Genomic DNA, 19,641 nt, shown 5'->3' on the forward strand with positions numbered 1-19,641 from the left:
TGCCTGTGCCGCAAAAACAGCGCTGGTGCCAGCCGAATAATACTTTATACATATCCAAAGATACCCCTGACAGATACTTCCCCGGAAACAACCGTGGTTATCTCCTTTTCTTTTGTCTCCACCAAAAGCGCTCCCTGCTCGTTAATTCCAAGGGCTGTACCTGCGTACTCTCCTTCTTTTGCTAATACACGTACCTGCTTTCCTCTATTTATCAGATACTTTTCATATTCCGCTTTCAATTGTGTCAAATCGCCCTGCTCTGTAAATTCTTCATAATACTTTTCCAGGCTATTGCAGATTTCTGCAATTAACAGGCTGCGGTTAATATCTTTTCCCTTTTCAAGGGACAGGGAAGTGGCACTAGAGCTTAACTCTTCGGGAAAATCCTTCCTGTTGGCGTTAATCCCAATACCCAGGATTATATTTGGTTCTTCGCTTAAAAGTCCCGTAGCCTCCGTTAATATACCACATGTCTTTTTCCCGCTTATCACAATGTCATTAGGCCATTTGATAAAGGAATCAAGGCCGCTCACCCTGCGTATGGTGTCATTAACAGCTATCGCTGCTACCAATGTTAACATGGGACAGCTTTCTGCAGGCAGTTTGGGCCTTAGAATAAAGGACATCCAGATACCGCCCCGTTTAGGCGAGCTCCAGTCCCTTCCCAGTCTTCCTCTTCCGCTTGTTTGTTCCTCTGCGAGGATAAGCAGGCCATGCCTGGCTTTCTCCTCTGTTTCCCCTTTTATCAGTCTTTTTGCCTGTGTATTGGTGGAATCAAGCTGTTCAAAAAGGAGTATCTTTCTTCCCAGGCTCTTGGTTTTTAGCATTTCTTCCAGATAGGCTGTATCTATCTTATCTTCTTCCATTCCCATACTTCATCTCTATCTTTCTTAAATTTGCGGCAGCTTTCCTCCTAAAACTGGAATAGGAGAAAGGCAGACATCAAGTAAACAAATGCACCTACAACAAAAAATCCAATGCTCGCCTTATTGTTATGGTCCTTTACCCTTTTCACTCCGTTTAATACATTAACGGTACCGGCAAGCAGTAATACACTTATCAGAATACCATAATTCTTCGGATGCAGAAAATATATCACCGCAAGTATCACCGTGAGAATCCCGATTACTACATTTATAATGTCCAGAATAAGCTTTTGTTCCTTTATTATTCTAATCAAATTTTGCATATTAATAGCCATGCCTTTCCTGTATCTGCAAACTTTGGGCCGCAGGCATAAATTTGCGTGTGAAAATTTATTTTTCACACTAACACCCATGCATGCCACATCTGCTTGCAGATGCGGCACTGCTTAAATGAAAAGTGTGAAATGTCTTTTATTTCACACTAATCCCCATGCATATCGCAAGCTCGCTTGCGATACTGCCCAAATAATAGACTATCCGGTTTTAGGATAATCCTTCCTTTCTTATCATATAGAATGGCTGTCCCCCCGTCAAGTAGCAATTTAACCTTCCAGCAGCAAAACAGATTGCAGGTATCCTCTTTTATCCACTGCCAACGTGGGAAAGATATTTTTTAAAATTAACGATAATCGTACTAAAAAAATTACCTGCCGGCGGCTTATTATGAACTCCGGAATCTTTATACAGATTCCAGCATCCGAATCATAGCCGGCTGGCAGGCAAGTTTATGTTGTAACTTTATATATTTCCCAGGGTAGCTACCATTACTGCTTTTATGGTATGCATCCTGTTCTCCGCTTCATCAAATATCACGTCTGCATGGGCCTCAAAGACATCTTCTGTCACTTCGTAACCTTTAACTGCAGGCAGACAATGAAGGAATATGGTATTTTCTTTTCCTATCTTATTCATAAGCTCTGCATTTACCTGATAGGGCTTTAACAACGCTATCCGTTCACCGGCTAATGCTTCTTCTCCCATGGAGCACCAGACATCCGTATACACGGCGTCTGCTCCCGTAACATCTTTTATGGAGTCTGTGACGGTAACTGTTCCTCCGGAGATCTTATTATACTCCCGGCACTCGGCAACAAGCTTTTCATCCGCCCATAATACTTTGGGAGATAATATGGTAAAATGAAGTCCCATCTTGGCACTGCCTATCATAAGGCTGTTTGCCATATTGTTACGGCCATCTCCAACATAGACCAGATGAAGCCCTTTTAAAGTACCAAACTGTTCCTTTAAAGTAAGAAAATCAGCTAAAATTTGTGTAGGATGGTCAAGGTCCGTTAAGCCGTTCCATACCGGAACCCCACTATACTGTGCAAGCTTTTCTACGGTTTCCTGTTTAAAGCCGCGAAATTCAATCCCATCAAACATTCTTCCTAATACCCTGGCCGTATCCTCAACACTTTCCTTGTGTCCCAACTGGATATCATCCTTTCCCAGGTACTCCGGATATCCTCCTTCATCATTACATCCCACGGTAAAGGCGCACCTTGTTCTGGTAGAGGGCTTTTCAAAAATCAGTGCGATATTTTTTCCTTTAAGGCTGTTACCGGTAATTCCCTGCTTCTTTTTCTGTTTTAAATCCTTTGCCAGGTCAATCAGATATTCAATTTCTTCCGGTGTATAATCTTTTAAGGTTAGAAAACTGCGTCCTTTTAAATTCATACTTTATACCCATTGAATATCGCAGGCATACCTGCGATACTGCCACAAATAAAAATGAGTGAAAGAATCTAAACGTGGCATCCTTTCATTTTTAAATTTTCTTTCACTCTTGTCTCTTTTTTGCTATTTTATGGTACACGGTTATGTTTATTTATACATATTATCTTATTTTTATTCATATGTCAAGGAGAATTCCCGTAGTTATTACAGCAAAAAGCTGGTTATCTTAATCAACTTAAGATAACCAGCTTAATAATAAGTGTTTGAAACAAAGGAATTTCAAAATTCTTTTTCTGACTCCGTTCATAATTCGTCCGTATGCGGTTTATGAACTCCTCTTCTGTATAAACAGCAAATTTTGATACATGCAGAGTTTTAGCCGCCAGTTCTAAAAGACTGATGTATAGCTCTTCATAAGTCCAGTCCTTTGGAAGCTTTAAGCTTGCCGCCAGGTTCTGACAGACTCCCTCCAGGAATCGTCTTGTATAAACCTCCGGATTACCGTAATCCAGCCTGTAATATTCTAACAATGCCATCTTTACCGCTTCGTTTAAGTGTATAAACCGTTTTATACATTCCTCTTCCAAAAGATGGATGTCCAAATAATAGATTTTTCCGTTTAAGGATTTTAGACAACGCAGACCGTCAAAATACCCAAGGTCAATATTTCTCTTACTCTTTTCCGTATTAAATTCCAATATTCCGCCCAATTGAATTCTGGGTGATATCTGAGTGATATGAACATCTTCCGGGATCTTAACATACTTTTGCAAACCTATTCCAAATATACGTACAACGAGAATATCCTTGTAGCCTCTGTTCACCAGCATGTCCACGGGCACATTATTAAACATGCCGCCGTCTAAGTATCTTTGCCCATTCATCTTTTCATTTTTAAAAGCCGGCAGCAGGGCACTGGCCAGAAGATAATCCTTTAAGCTGTCCTCCCCAAGTTCCTGTGCGGTTATTTCCAGTTCTTTTAATTTGTTCACATGAAATGTTCCGAAAACAAATTCAATTGGAGAGTTTTTAATCTTCTCCTCATCTATTTTCTCTTGCAGCAGTTCTTTTAAAGGCGTTATATCAATCCCTTTTTCTGTGATGACCCGGTTGGTATCCTTTGTTAAGGATCTCAAATCCAGGTTTTTGATATCCTTCTTTATAAGGTACTGCATCTGCTGATCATTGACATTCATAATATCGGAGTATGTAATGTTCTTCCAGAGCTCTTCCGCTGCTTCATAATTCCCCATACACATTAAAGCCCCGTTTAAAGCTCCTACGGATACTCCCGATACCCCTTTTATTTTAACGTTACATTCTAAAAGAGCCTTCCAGACACCAATCTGGTAGGCTCCTTTCGCTCCGCCGCCTTCGAGAACAATTCCATATTCCTTGTCAAAGTCAAACGCTTTTACCATGTTTTACATTAGCTCCCATGCATATCACAGGCTTACCAGCAGATTGCAAGCAATCTGCTATACTGCCCAAATAAGAAGTTTCAAAAATACATCGTATTTTTCACACTTTTCTGCGATTATTAGATAGGTTTACGAGGTTATTCTATATGTTTGTGGCGATGTTTAATTTATTTACTTTCTTCTTCCTTTTCCGTTGTGGTTCTGTGTACATAATTCTTTATTAAATCCTGATTCAGTATTTCCTCGGAAGTCTTCTTTATTGTAATTGCCCGGTTATAATCCTCTTCATACTGGAAGGCATCTAAAGGTGTATCCGTTTTGATATCCCATGCCCTGCTTCCGTCAAAAACACCTTCCCTGGAGATTTCAAACATTGTATTATTATGGATAAAAGAACCTCTGAATAAATATGCCGTAAAGGCTACAAATCCATCCTTTGCATTGCATAAATCCTGCCCAAGCACATAGGGCTGGTTAAACTTAAGCCCCATAATGTTTGCAATAGTCGGAAGGAAATCTATCTGACCTCCGGTAGTGTGTATGGTTTCTTCTACACCGCTGCCGGGAACGTGTATCATAAGAGGTATACGAAGCATCTCGTCGTAATCATAGGTTCTTCCAAGATATTTCTCCATCATCTCCTTATTATTGTCCATATTAAGGTTTAGTGCATGATGGTCACCATAAAGAGCGATGATTGTATTGTCATACAGCCCCGCACTCTTTAATTCCTGAATAAACTGGCCAAATGCTTCATCAAAATAGCGAACCGTCTCTAAATAGGATCCGAACTTGGTACCCACGTCCTCTTCCTTTAGTTTTAAGGTAACATCTTTATCATCTATTACGAAAGGATGATGTGATGTGAGAGTAATGATAAAGCTGAAAAATGGCTGCTTTTCTTTTTGCAGGACTCCTATCGCCTGATGGAACATGGATTTATCGGAAATACCAAGGCCGATGATATCACTCTGGTCCAGGTCTTCCATGCTGTAGAAATTTTGAAAGCCCTGTCCGGGATAAGCCGCTTCACGGTTCCAGAATTCTCCCTTGTAGCCGTGGATAGCAAATGCATCATATCCCTTGTCCCTTAAGAGCCATGGAAGCCCGTCAAAGGTATTGTTCTGATACAGGGTATAGCACTCCCTGTCGATTACAGGATAAAGACTGTTTAAAGTAGAAAACTCTGCATCAACCGTATTTCCTTTTCCGATATTGGTATAATAACGGTCAAAATATAGAGTGTCCTGCTTTAAGAAAGCATTCAGGTTAGGAGTCAGGACTTGCCCGTTGTACTCTGCATTGATTACAAAATTCTGCAGGGCTTCCACCTGAATCAATATGAGGTTCTTGCCTTCCCCGATATTCTTATATTTCGGACCGCTGACCTGTGGTGTCACTTCCTTAACCGTATCCAGAACTTCCTGCTCCGGTACCTCTTCCGTTATCACACTTTCAGCAATTGCATTATAAATATCATTTACGTGGTTGGAGAAAAACTCCACACTGTTTACTTTATCAATTGTTTTGCTGTCAAAAGGATTAACGACCAGCAGAACAAATATACTGACAAAACCTATGGCAATGTATTTTAACTCTCTTTTACTGCTCCAGGCTGCCCTCTTAGTGTTATCCTTTAATAGCTTTTTAAAATAGTAATAGATAACAGGAATATCTGCAAACAGCAAAAAGCTTGCAGGTATCAGAGTTGCAATAAAACTATCCGGAACCGCAGCAACATTTTTCGCCTGCCACAATTGTTTTATGGACACTGTCTGATTATAATAATTGTAATACATAGCATCCGCAAACATAAGAAGGCTTAAGAGGCTGTAAATAATTATGAATATAATATTTTTTCTTTTCAGCCTGCTCCTTATAAAGCTTAGGAATATAAGCCCCAATGCAGCGACACTGACCAAAACGAATACAATGTCAGAAACATCTACATCAATCAACTTATAATATACAACCAGCTTTATTGCGAAAAACAATAAAATCATATAGGGAGACTTTATAATCTCCTTCACTTTTTCCACTTTCATCCTCTCCTTAACAGCAACCTTACAAATTATTTACGAATATTGACTCTAATTTATAATATCTCATTGCCAATTTTTTATCAAGAAGGGAATTCTTAAGTTTATCTTAACGATTTCAAAATTTTTACTCTTTCGCCTTTATTTTTTCTAAAGGTTCTGAAACGTTAACCGCATATTCCGGCCTCGAATCCCCTCGTTTTATCGGTGCTACATAGTTTGCTGCATTGATAAGCACCTTCTTTATATCGTCCCTGTAAAAGGTAGGATATTCCTCATGCCCCGGTCTGAAATAGAAGACTTTCCCTCTTCCTCTGTAAAATACACATCCGCTCCTGCATACTTCTCCTCCCTCAAACCAGCTGATAAAAACCAGCTCGTCCGGGTTTGGTATTTCAAATTGTTCGCCATACATCTCTTCCATAGGCAGCTCAATGTATTCTCCGATTCCTTCCGTAATAGGGTGACCGGGTTCAACCACCCACAAACGTTCCTTTTCATCTGCCACCCGCCATTTCAAATTGCAGGAAGTTCCCATAAGCCTGCGAAAGATTTTGGAGTGATGTCCCGAATGTAATACGATAAGTCCCATCCCATTTAAGACTCTATTTTGAACTTTCTCTACAATTTCATCGGATACTTCATGGTGTACCATATGTCCCCACCAGAACAAAACATCAGTGCTCTCAAGCACCTCATCAGTAAGGCCATGCTCCGGCTCATCCAATGTAGCCGTCCTCACCTCATAATTCTCATCATCTTGAAAGTACTCTGCCAGGACCTTATGTATGCCCTCCGGGTAGATTTCTCCTACCTTTCCTCCCATCTTTTCATGACGGTATTCATTCCATATTGTAACACGTATTTTTTCACTCATATTTAAATTTCCTTTCTCTTGGCATTAATATTTCCAAAATGCCTCCATTTTATAAAAAATCATTTTTATATGCAGGTATTTTTTTAAATACAATCCCGTTCTTTCAACAATTAACCTTACTATTCCTAAGCTCTGTTGTCAATTGCTGTTTTATAATTTTTTTTTATATTTTCAAGAGCCCAAAGTATTCTTAGATAATTCAAACTTCTGCAATACGAGCAAGGGCAGAAACCGCAAGAAACCGGCTCTGCCCTTAATAATTATCAGCATATTTTATATTCATCTTAGAATTTACACAGAACTCGAAATGCTTATACGTTAATTTGGTCCAGTAATTTGATTACCTTTTGAATCCTAACAATATCATTGGGTTCAATGCTTCTAATTTCCTGTGCAACAATAGTCTCGATTTTTTTGATTGCATTCTTAATTTCATCGGAAACTCTGTTAATCACGTCGTTTGCCACCATTGATTCAATTTCTCCGTCATTTAAGCTTAACTTGTATTCACCCCTGCCAGTTTTTACGATAATTTTACGTTCATTGGCCCGCTTAATTATTCCTGTCACCTTTCCTGATGTAAATTTATATGTATCTTGTAAATACGTTTGAATTTCTGATGCTTTTGCCGCATATCCAGATTTCTGATGGCTAAAATACTCAACAAGTTCTTTGAATCCTTCCGGACTTAGTGAATTATTTCTTTTATTATCACTATCCATTTCTTCACACTCCCTTTTTTATTTCATTATACACCATCAATTCTTTTCAGTCAATCTTTTGTTATTCAAAACTTTGGAATTTTTGAATTAAAAATATAACTGATTTAAACTTAACTCCTTACTATAAACGTTCAAAAAACAATAGTTGGAGATTAAAAAGACCCCGAATTAATTCGGAGTCTTTAAATAGTATAAACTTTAATTATTAATGTTATAAGGATAATTTTTTATTATTTGTCGCTTATTACTTCTGTGATGGACTTTGCAAGACCTGCAATCCCCTGAATATCGGAAGGGATAATAATCTTGGTAGCTTTTCCGTCAGCTGCCTTCTGGAAAGCTTCCAGACTCTTAATCTGAAGTACTGCTGTGCTGGGGCTTGATTCATTTAAGAAACGGATACCGTCTGCATTTGCTTTCTGGACAGTAAGAATAGCTTCTGCCTGACCTTCTGCTTCTCTGATGGTAGCTTCCTTTACAGCTTCTGCATGGAGAATGGCTGATGCCTTCTCTGCCTCTGCTTCCAGAATTACGGACTGCTTCTTTCCTTCTGCCACAAGAATTTGAGAGGTCTTTTCACCTTCTGCGCGAAGGATGGCTTCTCTTCGTTCACGTTCTGCCTTCATCTGCTTCTCCATGGCATCCTGAATAGCTGCCGGAGGAATGATGTTCTTTAACTCTACACGGTTTACCTTGATTCCCCAAGGGTCTGTAGCAACGTCAAGGGATACTCTCATCTTTGTATTGATAATCTCTCTGGAGGTTAAGGTTTCGTCTAACTCTAAATCACCGATAATATTACGAAGAGTAGTAGCTGTCAGGTTCTCAATAGCAAGAATGGGACGTTCTACACCATATGCAAAAAGCTTGGGGTCTGTAATCTGAAAGAATACAACCGTATCGATCTTCATGGTAACATTGTCCTTTGTAATAACGGGCTGAGGAGCAAAGTCTACTACCTGCTCTTTTAAGAGCACTCTCCTTGCTACCTTATCAATAAAGGGCACCATAAAATGAATACCTACAGTCCAGGTTGCCTGATATCCTCCAAGTCTCTCCAATACATAGGAATGAGCCTGGGGAACAATACGTACACAGGATGCTACAATAATTAGTACAACTACTAATAAACCAATAATAACCGGCATTTAAACTCCCTCACTTTCTTCTTCTACAATTAATTTTACACCAGAAACTTTTTTAATGAGGACTTTCTTTCCCTCTTTGATAACAGCCGAATCCTCATAAGCTCTGGCTGTCCATTCCAGACCGTTTACCTGAACAACTCCGGTTCCATTAAAATTATCAATGGTTTCAAGAACCTTTCCGGTGCTTCCTTCCAAGCTTTCATAATTTGTCTTTACTCTCTTGCCATTAAAATATTTTACCGCAATAGGCCTTGTAAAGTAAAGCAATACAAAGGATACCACGATAAATGCCAAAATCTCCAGAATAATATTATCTGAAAACAGAGAAATTATAAAGGATATCACGGCTCCTCCGGCAAACCATATGGATGCCAGTCCCAGGGTAAATATCTCGATAAGTAATAAGATAATAAGTGCAACTAACCAATAAATGGAATCCACGGAACATTTCCCCCTTCCGTAAGTTTTGATATATTCATTTTACTTCATAATCTATAAAATAACAACATCCGCCTTACTTATTTTAGGATTTTAAGTGATTTTTAATCCTTCTCTAATCTATTCCTCTTCTGGCGGTATATTTCGTACATCAGCAAAGCCGCCGCCACTCCGGCATTTAGGGATTCTACCTTTCCTTCCATTGGTATAATGACATTACAGGTAGAAAGTGCCGCAGCTTCTTCACTTAAGCCTTTTGCTTCATTTCCAATAAGGATGGCTGACTTCTTAGGATAGGAAAAAGAGTCATATTCCACAGCGGCTTTTAAATGGGCTGCATAAACTTCAATTCCTGCTGCCTTTATCTCCTTTAAAGCCAAATAGAAATCCTTTACATAGACAAAGGGCATTCTGAAAATGGCCCCCATAGTAGCCCTGATTACCTTAGGATTATAGATATCCACAGAGGACTGGCTTAGAACAATGCCGGTCATTCCTGCTCCTTCTGCTGTTCTTATGATAGTCCCCAGATTCCCGGGGTCGCGAAGGTCTTCTAAAAGCAGCAGGTTTACGTCCGTCTTGTTTACTATTTCTGCAAGCTCATATTCTTTTCTTCTTACCACCGCCAATACTCCCTGTGGAGTTAATGTATCACTTGCGGCTTTCATCACCTGCTCTGTTACTGTCTCATAAGATATTCCCTTAAAATAATCCGTATTATTTCTGGTCTTTTCCTCATAGAGCTCTTCTGTTACATAAGCCTTTATAAGATGTCCTCCGTCCCTTGCTTCTTCAAACATCTTGATTCCTTCCGCCACAAAGGCATTCTGTTCCTGACGTTCCTTATGTCTGGCCTGCAGTTGGATTAAATTCTTTATCTGCGGATTTGATGTGCTGCTAATCATAATTTACCCCGTTTCTGCGCTTATAATTGCACCTTCCAACCGGCACTGCAGCACAGACTTATGCTTGCTGCTTCTACTGGTAATAGTGCTTAAGGTAATCCATCCATTCGTTATATATTTCTCTTTCGGACTTTCCAAGAGAAGTCTTCCAGTCTTCTGTTTTGATAAGCTTTATAACACTGTCCCATCCATATTCTTCTTTCAGATATTCAATATAGGTGGTAGAAAAAGTATAACCGCCCATATCAGAGAACTTAACAGGATTTTTTGTTCCTGTATCCTTATAGGAAGGCACCTGCATCTGACTAAGATATTCCTTATAAAAAGGTTCCCCATTGGCAAGGTACAGGGCCATACCTTCCGTAAGCCATAGCCTTATACCGGGATTTAGCGTACTGATGCAGGCATGAACCATTTCATGAAGAACGGCTTGTTGAATATCATTATATTGATGCACCTTGCCGGGATTGGCAGGTGAAGTCAGTATAACTTTCGTTTTGATATTATCTCCTATGTACCAGTCCAAATGCAGAAACAGTGCCAGATAGCCGTATTTCTTACACTGCATGGTTTTCTGGCTGTCATAGATATAAATGCTTATCTTCTGCTGTGTGTTAATTCCCAGCGCTTCCATAAGCTTTGGTGCTCTTTCTTCTGCAAGGTGAAAAACATCCTCTGCCGCTTCTTTTTCCTTTTCATAATAAACCTTTACACAAGTTCCCTTCAAGCATTTCATTCCAGGTTCTTTTAACCGCATTGCCGGTATAAAGTTAAGAGTGATTATTACTATGGCAAATAAGAAGAACCCTCCCGTAAAGATCGCAGCCTTTCCTATAACGGATATTTTTCCCTTTTCTTTTTGGCTCTTAATTCTTTTATTCATTATATAGTATTTCCTTTCCTTTTTGGTAAATAAACCTTACCTGAAAAGGAAATTTATAAGAAGTAACCGGAGTCATTTTTTACATGTGACCGGGGTCATTTTCATTAAAATACCGGTTAAGTTTAAGGGCAAGAGCTGTCCGGTCCTTTATTCCGGTCTTTTCATATATGACACTGACATAATTTTTCACAGTTCCTACGGAAAGATATAATTGCTTTGCAATTTGCGCATTTGTACAGCCATAGGATATCAGCCTGCAGACCTCCCTCTCTCGTTCTGTCATGGTATGCAGGATACCGGTATCCTCTGCAGGCTGCGGGATGGTATTTTCTTTCTTCTCTTCCTGAAAGCTGCTAAAGCTGCTGATATATTTTCTGCAATGGCTGACGAGTATGTTGATAATAACCGCTATACAAAGATATTCCAGCACTCTTGGAAAAGCTCCGTAAAGCATTATGACCTTTACTCCTTTAAATGGCTCTATCCATGGCTGTAAAAGATAGAATCCTGTGACAAAATGAGAAAGCAGAATCGTCAGTACTGTGGATCCATAGCAAAAATACAGTATCTTTTTTTCTAAATACAAGGCAGCTATTATTGTTGGTAATATAAATAGGAGCAGCACCTGAAAGGTCAGGAAAATATAATAAATCCCAGTTACTGCTGTCACAGACCCTATTAAAAGGTACTTTACCCAGGCTTCATCAATGTGTAAGATATCAATCATGACGGTTGGCAGCAACAGAGGGATTACTGTTGCCGCTATGGTCCCATTTACAATACTGGTCTGGAGGTCAAATATTTTCAGCCAGCAAAGAATTGCTACCAGGAATTCAAAATACAGTACTATTCTTGCAGCCCGGGAAACTTTTTCATTTGTCTCATATTCATTCTGTCTTAAAAGGACTTCATAATCTGTTTCCATCTCATACCTCCATGCATATCGCAGGCTTGTCAGCAGACCACGAGCAATCTATCCTATTCTAACGTATCTTTTGCCGGGCTGCAAGCTCTTTTATACCTTCCTGTTACTATTCTATTTTCTGAAATAAGATTTCAATTTCAGTAAGATAATGGTAGAGTTTATTGCTTATTTGCTTTATAATAAAGAATATTAACGCCATTATCTATTTGGATTAAGGTATGTGTATGAGGAGGGGTAACTTTGAGAAGAAGTTTTTTGGTTTTTGCAATTATTTGCTTTACACTGATGCTTTGTTCTTGCGTAAACACCGGTAAGAAAGTAGAACCATTAAGAACTGAAACTGTTGATTTTGATATTAATACAGCTGCACAAATGGTTGAAAAGGGTGAAAAAATCATTGCAGATATCTCTCTTAAAGATACTGTTTCAAGAGACGAGTTTAAGCAATTTTTAACCGATATGGAAGATGCATACGACGGGTATAAAGAAATACAATGGAACTATATGTTTTTCTATAATGACGAATTTGAGGATGAACATATCGCTACGCTCCATTTGAATAAGGATATGTTCTATCCGACGATATATCATAAAGACGTAGAAATTGTATCTGCCCAGGTAAAAAATGAATATTACGAAGATGAGACTTTAAACGACATCATTTTAACCATAAGAGAAGAATATTTAGGTACGGACAGCAAATTAAAAGGCTGGTACAGGGAGTCTCTTTATAAAAAAAATGAGGAAGGTAAATGGGTGTTTTTTTCTTTTGACGGTCAGATGAATTTTTCGGATGAGGGTATCACATCTGATTATCTTAAATTAAAGTAATTAAAACAACTCATCCATCAGAATATAATATTTAATTTTATCCCAATCCGGCAATATCCCCAACTCGTTAAAAAGTAACTCCGGGTTAAAATCCTCATATATTTTTCCACCATAGCTGCCGTTATAATTATGCTGCAGACTCCTATAACACAGGGCAATATCCTGGTATTTATCAGCAACCCCGCTTCGGCCCAGATCAATAAATCCATTCACATTATTGTCCTTAATAAAAATATTGGGTAAGCAATAATCGCCATGGGAAAAAACAAGTTCCTCATCCGGCTTATTTTCTTTAAGCCACTCAAGCAGCTTTGCAGGACTTTCAAACCCCTTTTTTCCATATGTCTTAGGTTCGGCATCTTCCATACCGCAAAGATTGCTTTGAACACGGAATTCAGCAAGCTTTAATTTATTCTCTATGGAATTACTATGCGGACAATCTGATATATCCACACTCCACAGCATTTTTAACCCCTTAGCCAGCAGTCTGACTAATTCTTTGGGATTTTCAAGTAATTTTGGTGAACATGACATTTCGCCCATAATCCTGCTCATGAGCAGATAATTTATTCCATCTTCCTTGTATGAGCATAGAATCTTGGGAACAGACAGTTTATCTGCGAGCCAGAACATGATCCTATGTTCATTATCTGATTCTTCCCCTTGCTTTTCAATTTTCAGTACCATATCATCAAAGCAGATTACCTGTGAATCTGACATTCCAATTGCGTCAAGGGAATATGGCCTGCTGCCAATTATTTTTCTTATATTTTCAGGGATATATAAATTCATTTTTACTTGATGCGCTCCTTTCTTTTCAACTTTGCCATAATCAAGAGCAAAGCTATATTTATCATTAGGTTAGTTCCTAACGAATATAATAGACTAAAATATATCCACCAGGAGCATAAGTATGGGTTACTATGTTACTGCCGCAGATAATGTAAAAATATATGTGGAGGATCTTAATCCGGAATGTAAAAAAACTATTCTATTCATACATGGCTGGCCTGGAGACCATAATCTGTTTGAATACCAGTTTAACCAGATTCCCAAACTGGGTTATAGATGTATTGGAATAGATGTAAGAGGCTTTGGCAAATCGGACAGACCATTTTGCGGTTATGATTTCGGCACTTTTCGCTGCCCCTGCTCCCAGTCTGATTAAACTTCCTGATTTCCCATATGGCGTGGATAGAGAGACAGTGACACAAATGATTGAAGAAACCTGGATCAAAGAAGTATTATTCACTGATTTAAAAGCCATCCGTGTACCTACCTTAATCATCCACGGGATACATGATAAAGTGGTTCCCTTCCAACTAGAAATCGGTCTATCTGACAAGCAGATAGACCGAAGTTAAGCGCATGGCCTTGGTCCAGCCGACCAGGCATTTATTGTTCATTCATTCTTGCAAGCTTAGCACTTTGATCAGCGGCAATGAGGCTGTCGATTACTTCTTCCAGGTCTCCGTCCATGATATTGTCAAGCTGGTGAAGAGTCAATTTGATACGGTGGTCGGTAACACGGCCCTGGGGAAAGTTATAGGTACGAATCTTTTCTGAACGGTCTCCGGTACCTACCTGGCTTCTTCTGGCTTCTGCTTCCGCATTATGGGCTTTTTCAAGTTCCAGTTCATAAAGCTTGCTTCGCAGTACCTTTAAGGCCTTATCCCTGTTCTTTAACTGAGATTTTTCATCCTGGCAGGAGATTACGATACCGGTAGGAATATGCGTAAGCCGTACCGCTGAGTCAGTGGTGTTAACGCACTGTCCGCCGTTTCCTGAGGAGCGGAATACATCGAATTTACAGTCATTTAAATCAAGGGCTACATCCACTTCCTCTGCTTCCGGCATGATTGCAACCGTAGAGGTTGAAGTATGAATACGTCCGCCGGATTCCGTTACCGGAATACGCTGTACGCGGTGCACTCCACTTTCATATTTCATTTTGGAATATACGCCTTTCCCGTTAATCATGAAAACAACTTCCTTAAAACCGCCAAGTCCGTTTTCATTGACATTCATCATATCTATCTTCCAGTTCTGACTTTCTGCATATTTGGAATACATACGGAAAAGTTCCGCTGCAAATAAAGCTGCCTCATCTCCGCCTGCACCACCTCTGATTTCAACGATTACATTCTTCGCATCATTGGGGTCTTGGGGAAGAAGAAGTATCTTGATTTCCTTTTCAATAACTTCCTGTTTATCTTTACATTCATTTAATTCTTCCTTGGCAAGCTCTCTAAGCTCTTCATCACTTTCTTCGTCAAGCATGGTAAGGCTATCCTCAATGCGTGCCTTGGTTTCTTTATATTCTGTGTATTTTTCTACAATAGGCGCAAGATCGTTCTGCTCCTTCATAAGCTTCCTGAAACGCGTCTGGTCATTTACTACATTGGGGTCATTTAATTCGTCCGTCAACTCCTGGTAACGGATAAGTAAGTCTTCTAATTTATCAAACATTCCGGTTCCTCCATTTCTTATATCCCTTTATTCTTTCCATATCTGAGACGCTAAGTAAAGGGTTCACCTTTTTTCTCATTCCATCTTCCTGTAACCACTCTGTTAAGTCCTGCCAAATCCTTTATAATATTTATATCATCCATTCCTGCTTCTGTTAACAATTTCTTCACTGCCTCTCCCTGGTCATACCCAATTTCAAAAAAGACATATCCGCCTGGATTTAAGTAATCCTTCAATCTCTTGCATATTTCACGGTAAAAATATAACCCGTCTTCTTTTCCGTCCAAAGCGATGGTAGGTTCATTATCCTTTACCTCTTCCATCAGAGTAGTAATAACGCCGGTAGGTATATAGGGTGGATTCGATATTATTATATCATATTTTTTATTTACCTGTGAATAGATATCACTCTTCCTAAATTCAGCTGTAACCCTCAGCCTTTTTGCATTTTCACAGGCTATTTCCAATGCTTCATCAGATATATCTACTCCTGTTCCCTGCTTTACGCCGCCAAGTTTTAAAAGTGAGAGAAGAATACAGCCGGAGCCGGTACAGATGTCCAATACTTCCTTATCCTTACACACCTTTAAGGCTTCCATAACAAGAATCTCTGTGTCCTGTCTTGGTATCAGCACGCCTTCTCTGACCAGGAAATCAAGTCCCATAAATTCCTGTTCTCCGGTAATATATTGAAGGGGTATGTGCCGGCTTCTCTTTCTGATCAAATCAAGATAAGTCTCGTAGTCTTTTTGGGTAATTTCCTTTAGAGGCTCTGCCAAATACACCGCTCTGCTTATCTTAAACTGAAAAGCCAGCAAAAGCCATGCATCATGCTCTCCATTATCAATCTTATTTTCAGTAAGAATCTCTCTTCCGCTTTTTAAAGCATCCTGTAAGGTTATCATAATACTCCTGCTTTATTCCTTGCCTGCAGCCTCATCTGTAATTGCTACAAAATCATCTACGGCCTTTAATATCTCATCATCTTCCTCAAAAAGATTCATCGTCTTTAAGGTTTCTCTTCTTGCGGAGGTTGCTGCCATCTCTCTTGCAGACTTATTATAAGCATTGCTTTGGCTGCCTGCAGCCGGTTTTCTATTTTTATTGTTACTTGCTTTTGAAGAAGAATTATTTGCAGTTTTCTCACTTTTTGTATTTTTACTCTGTGAATTCCCCGCCTTAGTAGTTCTTGCTTTACTGCTCTGATTATTCCCTGCACTCTTCTTATTACTATTTTGCCTGTTTTCTTTCTTCTCTGCAGCAACTGCCTTACCGTTGTTATCAGCATCTATGGTAATGCCGGTACCCTCTGCCTCTTTTCCTAAAAAAACTCTCCAGTCAAATACTGCTTCTACGGACCTTATAGCAACTTCAATCATGTCATCGTCAGGTTCTCTGGTAGTCATACCCTGAAGCCACATGCCAGGTTTACTTAAGACTCTTACAGCAACCGTATCATTCCTTCCGGCAAAACGGATAAATTCATAGGATACACCGGCAATTACAGGTATCAGTAAGATTCTGCTGGCATAGCGAAGCCAGGTGATATCTGTCCTTATAAACATAAAGAAAATAATACTGACAAACATTACAAGGAACAAAAAGCTGGTTCCGCATCTTTTATGCTGTCTGGACTGTCCCCTTACATTTTCTACGGTGAGGTCATATCCATTTTCAATACAATTGATGGTCTTATGCTCTGCTCCGTGATACATAAATACTCTCTTTATATCCTTAAGCTGGGATATGGCAAATACATACAGTACAAAAAGGGCAATTCTTATAATACCTTCTATAAAGGCTACCAGACTGTCAGAAGCAATGGATTTTCCTAAAAGACCCGCTGCAAAAGCCGGCAGGACTACAAATATTCCCATAGCCAGTACAATGGCAATAACCATAGTAACAGCCATTAAGATGCTTTCTGTCTTGCCCTTAAAAACCTTCGAAAAGGCCTTATCAACCTTGGACTCTTTTTTTGCCTCTTCCTCTTCAAAAAAGCTGGCCGAAAAATTCAGCGTCTTTATCCCTATGCCCATGGACTCCGCAAAAGCAAGTATACCTCTTAGAATGGGAAGCTTCCATATTTTATGCTTTTCCGAGATACTGTTAAAGCTATCCTTCTGTACAACGATTTCGTTATCTGGCTTTCTTACCGCTATGGCATAATGATCTTTGTTTTTCATCATTACACCCTCAATAACTGCCTGTCCCCCGATTCCTGATGGTTTCATATACTTTTCCTTTCTGTGATAATCCATGTTTATAACAGGGTTATCCTGTAAACTGCGAATTTAAAAATAGGTTGAGATAATTAAACCTCAACCTGTTTTTAACACATAGTAGTATTGTCATTCTATTGTTCCTGATTAAGACCATATCTGCGGTTGAACTTATCAATAGCACCGCGAGCTGCCGCAGCTTTCTGCTGTCCGGTATAGAAAGAATGGCACTTAGAACAGATTTCTACGTGAATATCACTCTTTGTTGAACCTGTAACAAATTCATTGCCACAGTTGCAAACTACTTTTGCCTGATAGTACTTCGGATGTATTCCCTCTTTCATGCTTTCACCTCTTTACAAACAAATATAATTTTTTGAAAGTTGACAAATGTCAAACTAATATCATCATTAAAACAGCTTTCTCATTATAACATAGGTTATTTACGTTTGCAAGTCCTAATTCGTTAATTTCGTCTTTTTTACTATTTCGATAAATTCTGCATTTGTCTTCGTCTTAATAAACATATCAATGATTCTCTCTACCGCATCATCGGATTTCATACTGTTAAAGGCCTTTCGCATCAGATAGGTCGCTTCCATTTCCGGCTGCGTTAACAGCAAGTCATCCCTTCTGGTACTGGACTTCGGTAAATCTATGGCAGGGAAGATTCTTTTCTCGGAAAGGTTTCTGTCTAACACAAGTTCCATGTTACCGGTTCCTTTAAACTCTTCAAACACTACATCATCCATACGGCTTCCGGTATCAACTAAGGCTGTCGCGAGGATGGTAAGGCTGCCGCCTTCTCTCATATTTCTGGCTGCTCCAAAGAACCTCTTAGGCATATGAAGGGCCGCCGGATCAAGACCGCCGGAAAGTGTCCTTCCGCTTGCCTGTACGGTTAGATTGTATGCTCTGGCAAGTCTTGTAATGCTATCCAGCAAGATTACAACATCCTGCTTATGCTCCACAAGCCTCTTGGCACGTTCAATTACCATTTCAGATACTCTCTTATGGTTATCAGGCAGCTCATCAAAGGTTGAATAAATAACCTCTACATTCTTTCCTTCAATGGATTCCTTAATGTCGGTAACTTCCTCGGGACGCTCATCTATCAGTAAAATAATTAAATGGATGCTTGGGTGATTTATTGTAATTGCTTTGGCAATCTGCTTAAGCAAGGTTGTTTTACCAGTCTTTGGCTGGGACACAATCATACCTCTTTGCCCCTTGCCAATAGGGGATATCAAGTCTACCATACGCATGGAAACATTGGTTCCCGGTGTTTCAAGATGAATTCTCTCATTTGGAAAAACAGGAGTAAGGTCTTCGAATTTCTTTCGTTTCTGCGCTTCTGCAGGATGAAAACCATTCACACCCTTAACGTATAATAACGCGCTGAATTTCTCTCCCTGATTTTTAATTCTGGTATTTCCTGCAACAATGTCTCCGGTTTTTAAGGAAAAACGTCTTATTTGTGCCGGTGATACATAAACATCATTTTCTCCCGGCAAATAGTTATCACAGCGTATAAAGCCATAGCCATCCGGCATAACCTCCAAGATTCCTTCCTTGGTTTCGCCGCTGTCCAAGACTTCCGCATCCTGCTGCACATTATTTTTCTTGTCGGCTTCCTGACTGCCGTTTAACTGCCAGTAGGTATTCTTTTTACTTTCCTCGGATTGGTTCTGGGTCGCCCTCTTTATGCCGTTCTCCTGCCCTAATGGGCTTCTTGTTTCCCCATCCTTCTCTGTTCTTGTGTTCTTTCTTATCTGAGTGGAGGTTGCCTTCTCTTCCTGGACCTTCTCACTGGTAACTTTTCTATCTTTTTCTTCCTGTTCTGCCGGTTTTTTCAGTTCAACTTCTCGTTCAGTCTCACCCTTTCCAGCAATATCCGTATTATCTTTTGCTGATTCCGTACCCGCACCTAATATATCAATAAGCTCCTGCTTACGAAGTGTGGATACGCTCTTTATACCTCTGCTCTTCGCTAATGTTCTTAGCTCAGCCAAGGACATTTCACTGATTTGTACTTCCATGAATTCTTGCTCCTTTACAAGTATAAAATTAATAAATTTAGTGGGAAAGGTTTCGATTTGATCTAGAAGTTCATATGAATAAAATCAAAAATGTACTACTATTTCTAATTATACAGCAT

At 39.4% G+C, this 19,641-nt stretch carries 20 protein-coding genes and 1 pseudogene; 3 read left to right on the forward strand and 18 right to left on the reverse strand.

Annotation, left to right across the window (positions count from 1 at the left end; genetic code table 11):
* Positions 1–44: 44 nt before the first annotated feature.
* The 12 genes from BUF11_RS22495 to BUF11_RS22550 all read right to left on the reverse strand — a co-directional run bounded on the left by BUF11_RS22495 (position 45) and on the right by BUF11_RS22550 (position 11,961).
* Positions 45–872 (reverse strand): biotin--[acetyl-CoA-carboxylase] ligase, encoded by an 828-nt coding sequence (locus BUF11_RS22495; RefSeq protein WP_073591133.1) that lies wholly within the window; start codon positions 870–872, stop codon positions 45–47.
* Positions 873–913: 41 nt separating this feature from the next.
* Positions 914–1,201 (reverse strand): hypothetical protein, encoded by a 288-nt coding sequence (locus BUF11_RS22500; protein ID WP_139243490.1) that lies wholly within the window; start codon positions 1,199–1,201, stop codon positions 914–916.
* 463 nt (positions 1,202–1,664) lie between these two features.
* Positions 1,665–2,603 (reverse strand): ornithine carbamoyltransferase, encoded by a 939-nt coding sequence (gene argF / locus BUF11_RS22505; RefSeq protein ID WP_073591135.1) that lies wholly within the window; start codon positions 2,601–2,603, stop codon positions 1,665–1,667.
* 230 nt (positions 2,604–2,833) lie between these two features.
* Positions 2,834–4,024 (reverse strand): patatin-like phospholipase family protein, encoded by a 1,191-nt coding sequence (locus BUF11_RS22510; protein WP_073591136.1) that lies wholly within the window; start codon positions 4,022–4,024, stop codon positions 2,834–2,836.
* A gap of 167 nt (positions 4,025–4,191) precedes the next feature.
* Positions 4,192–6,063 (reverse strand): LTA synthase family protein, encoded by a 1,872-nt coding sequence (locus BUF11_RS22515; RefSeq protein WP_175562130.1) that lies wholly within the window; start codon positions 6,061–6,063, stop codon positions 4,192–4,194.
* A 127-nt stretch (positions 6,064–6,190) separates the two neighbouring features.
* Entirely contained in the window at positions 6,191–6,940 is a 750-nt protein-coding gene (locus BUF11_RS22520) for a ThuA domain-containing protein (protein ID WP_073591138.1), read from the reverse strand.
* A gap of 311 nt (positions 6,941–7,251) precedes the next feature.
* A complete protein-coding gene (locus tag BUF11_RS22525; protein WP_073591139.1) occupies positions 7,252–7,662 on the reverse strand; it encodes a hypothetical protein in 411 nt (136 codons plus the stop codon).
* 230 nt (positions 7,663–7,892) lie between these two features.
* A complete protein-coding gene (locus BUF11_RS22530) occupies positions 7,893–8,810 on the reverse strand; it encodes an SPFH domain-containing protein (RefSeq protein ID WP_073591140.1) in 918 nt (305 codons plus the stop codon).
* Positions 8,811–9,251, reverse strand: a complete 441-nt coding sequence (locus tag BUF11_RS22535) for an NfeD family protein (protein WP_073591141.1) — start codon at positions 9,249–9,251, stop codon at positions 8,811–8,813.
* A gap of 101 nt (positions 9,252–9,352) precedes the next feature.
* Positions 9,353–10,153, reverse strand: a complete 801-nt coding sequence (locus BUF11_RS22540) for a TrmH family RNA methyltransferase (RefSeq protein WP_073591142.1) — start codon at positions 10,151–10,153, stop codon at positions 9,353–9,355.
* Positions 10,154–10,226: 73 nt separating this feature from the next.
* Entirely contained in the window at positions 10,227–11,036 is an 810-nt protein-coding gene (locus BUF11_RS22545) for a gluzincin family metallopeptidase (RefSeq protein ID WP_242952444.1), read from the reverse strand.
* 79 nt (positions 11,037–11,115) lie between these two features.
* The gene (locus tag BUF11_RS22550; RefSeq protein ID WP_073591143.1) at positions 11,116–11,961 is read right to left on the reverse strand and encodes a LuxR C-terminal-related transcriptional regulator; all 846 of its coding nucleotides are present in this window, start codon (positions 11,959–11,961) and stop codon (positions 11,116–11,118) included.
* A 240-nt stretch (positions 11,962–12,201) separates the two neighbouring features.
* Between BUF11_RS22550 and BUF11_RS22555 the strand changes: the two genes are divergently transcribed.
* Entirely contained in the window at positions 12,202–12,792 is a 591-nt protein-coding gene (locus BUF11_RS22555) for a hypothetical protein (RefSeq protein ID WP_073591144.1), read from the forward strand.
* Here the strand turns inward: BUF11_RS22555 and BUF11_RS22560 are convergent, their stop codons facing one another.
* Positions 12,793–13,584 (reverse strand): APH(3') family aminoglycoside O-phosphotransferase, encoded by a 792-nt coding sequence (locus BUF11_RS22560; protein WP_073591145.1) that lies wholly within the window; start codon positions 13,582–13,584, stop codon positions 12,793–12,795.
* Positions 13,585–13,705: 121 nt separating this feature from the next.
* Here BUF11_RS22560 and BUF11_RS25090 point away from each other — a divergent pair, with 121 nt between their 5' ends.
* Positions 13,706–13,960 (forward strand): alpha/beta fold hydrolase, encoded by a 255-nt coding sequence (locus BUF11_RS25090; protein ID WP_073591146.1) that lies wholly within the window; start codon positions 13,706–13,708, stop codon positions 13,958–13,960.
* Positions 13,887–14,156: a hypothetical protein gene (locus BUF11_RS25095; RefSeq protein WP_330393928.1), complete on the forward strand. Its 270-nt coding sequence runs from the start codon at positions 13,887–13,889 to the stop codon at positions 14,154–14,156. Before BUF11_RS25090 ends, BUF11_RS25095 begins: the two co-directional genes overlap by 74 nt.
* Positions 14,157–14,187: 31 nt before the next feature.
* Here the strand turns inward: BUF11_RS25095 and prfA are convergent, their stop codons facing one another.
* The 5 genes and pseudogenes from prfA to rho all read right to left on the reverse strand — a co-directional run bounded on the left by prfA (position 14,188) and on the right by rho (position 19,522).
* Positions 14,188–15,261, reverse strand: coding sequence for a peptide chain release factor 1 (prfA, locus tag BUF11_RS22570; RefSeq protein ID WP_073591147.1), 1,074 nt, complete (start codon positions 15,259–15,261; stop codon positions 14,188–14,190).
* A 50-nt stretch (positions 15,262–15,311) separates the two neighbouring features.
* Positions 15,312–16,163, reverse strand: a complete 852-nt coding sequence (gene prmC / locus BUF11_RS22575; protein WP_073591185.1) for a peptide chain release factor N(5)-glutamine methyltransferase — start codon at positions 16,161–16,163, stop codon at positions 15,312–15,314.
* Positions 16,164–16,502: 339 nt separating this feature from the next.
* Positions 16,503–17,495 (reverse strand): annotated as a pseudogene (locus BUF11_RS22580) (DUF1385 domain-containing protein); the annotation flags it as partial.
* 122 nt (positions 17,496–17,617) lie between these two features.
* Positions 17,618–17,827, reverse strand: coding sequence for a 50S ribosomal protein L31 (rpmE, locus tag BUF11_RS22585; protein WP_073279224.1), 210 nt, complete (start codon positions 17,825–17,827; stop codon positions 17,618–17,620).
* A 114-nt stretch (positions 17,828–17,941) separates the two neighbouring features.
* A complete protein-coding gene (gene rho, locus BUF11_RS22590) occupies positions 17,942–19,522 on the reverse strand; it encodes a transcription termination factor Rho (protein ID WP_073591149.1) in 1,581 nt (526 codons plus the stop codon).
* Positions 19,523–19,641: the final 119 nt, after the last annotated feature.

Origin of the sequence: Anaerocolumna xylanovorans DSM 12503, assembly GCF_900143645.1 — a bacterium.
GTDB lineage: Bacteria > Bacillota > Clostridia > Lachnospirales > Lachnospiraceae > Anaerocolumna > Anaerocolumna xylanovorans.

What these genes read in the sequence shown, in the direction of transcription:
- BUF11_RS25090 (WP_073591146.1), top strand. Translation starts at nt 13,706, where the DNA reads ATGGGTTACTATGTTACTGCCGCAGATAATGTAAAAATATATGTGGAG.
- BUF11_RS22560 (WP_073591145.1), bottom strand. Translation starts at nt 13,584, where the DNA reads ATGAATTTATATATCCCTGAAAATATAAGAAAAATAATTGGCAGCAGG.
- BUF11_RS22500 (WP_139243490.1), bottom strand. Translation starts at nt 1,201, where the DNA reads ATGGCTATTAATATGCAAAATTTGATTAGAATAATAAAGGAACAAAAG.
- prfA (WP_073591147.1), bottom strand. Translation starts at nt 15,261, where the DNA reads ATGTTTGATAAATTAGAAGACTTACTTATCCGTTACCAGGAGTTGACG.
- BUF11_RS22510 (WP_073591136.1), bottom strand. Translation starts at nt 4,024, where the DNA reads ATGGTAAAAGCGTTTGACTTTGACAAGGAATATGGAATTGTTCTCGAA.
- argF (WP_073591135.1), bottom strand. Translation starts at nt 2,603, where the DNA reads ATGAATTTAAAAGGACGCAGTTTTCTAACCTTAAAAGATTATACACCG.
- BUF11_RS22540 (WP_073591142.1), bottom strand. Translation starts at nt 10,153, where the DNA reads ATGATTAGCAGCACATCAAATCCGCAGATAAAGAATTTAATCCAACTG.
- rho (WP_073591149.1), bottom strand. Translation starts at nt 19,522, where the DNA reads ATGGAAGTACAAATCAGTGAAATGTCCTTGGCTGAGCTAAGAACATTA.
- BUF11_RS22545 (WP_242952444.1), bottom strand. Translation starts at nt 11,036, where the DNA reads ATGAATAAAAGAATTAAGAGCCAAAAAGAAAAGGGAAAAATATCCGTT.
- BUF11_RS22495 (WP_073591133.1), bottom strand. Translation starts at nt 872, where the DNA reads ATGGGAATGGAAGAAGATAAGATAGATACAGCCTATCTGGAAGAAATG.
- BUF11_RS22525 (WP_073591139.1), bottom strand. Translation starts at nt 7,662, where the DNA reads ATGGATAGTGATAATAAAAGAAATAATTCACTAAGTCCGGAAGGATTC.
- BUF11_RS22520 (WP_073591138.1), bottom strand. Translation starts at nt 6,940, where the DNA reads ATGAGTGAAAAAATACGTGTTACAATATGGAATGAATACCGTCATGAA.
- BUF11_RS22550 (WP_073591143.1), bottom strand. Translation starts at nt 11,961, where the DNA reads ATGGAAACAGATTATGAAGTCCTTTTAAGACAGAATGAATATGAGACA.
- BUF11_RS22530 (WP_073591140.1), bottom strand. Translation starts at nt 8,810, where the DNA reads ATGCCGGTTATTATTGGTTTATTAGTAGTTGTACTAATTATTGTAGCA.
- rpmE (WP_073279224.1), bottom strand. Translation starts at nt 17,827, where the DNA reads ATGAAAGAGGGAATACATCCGAAGTACTATCAGGCAAAAGTAGTTTGC.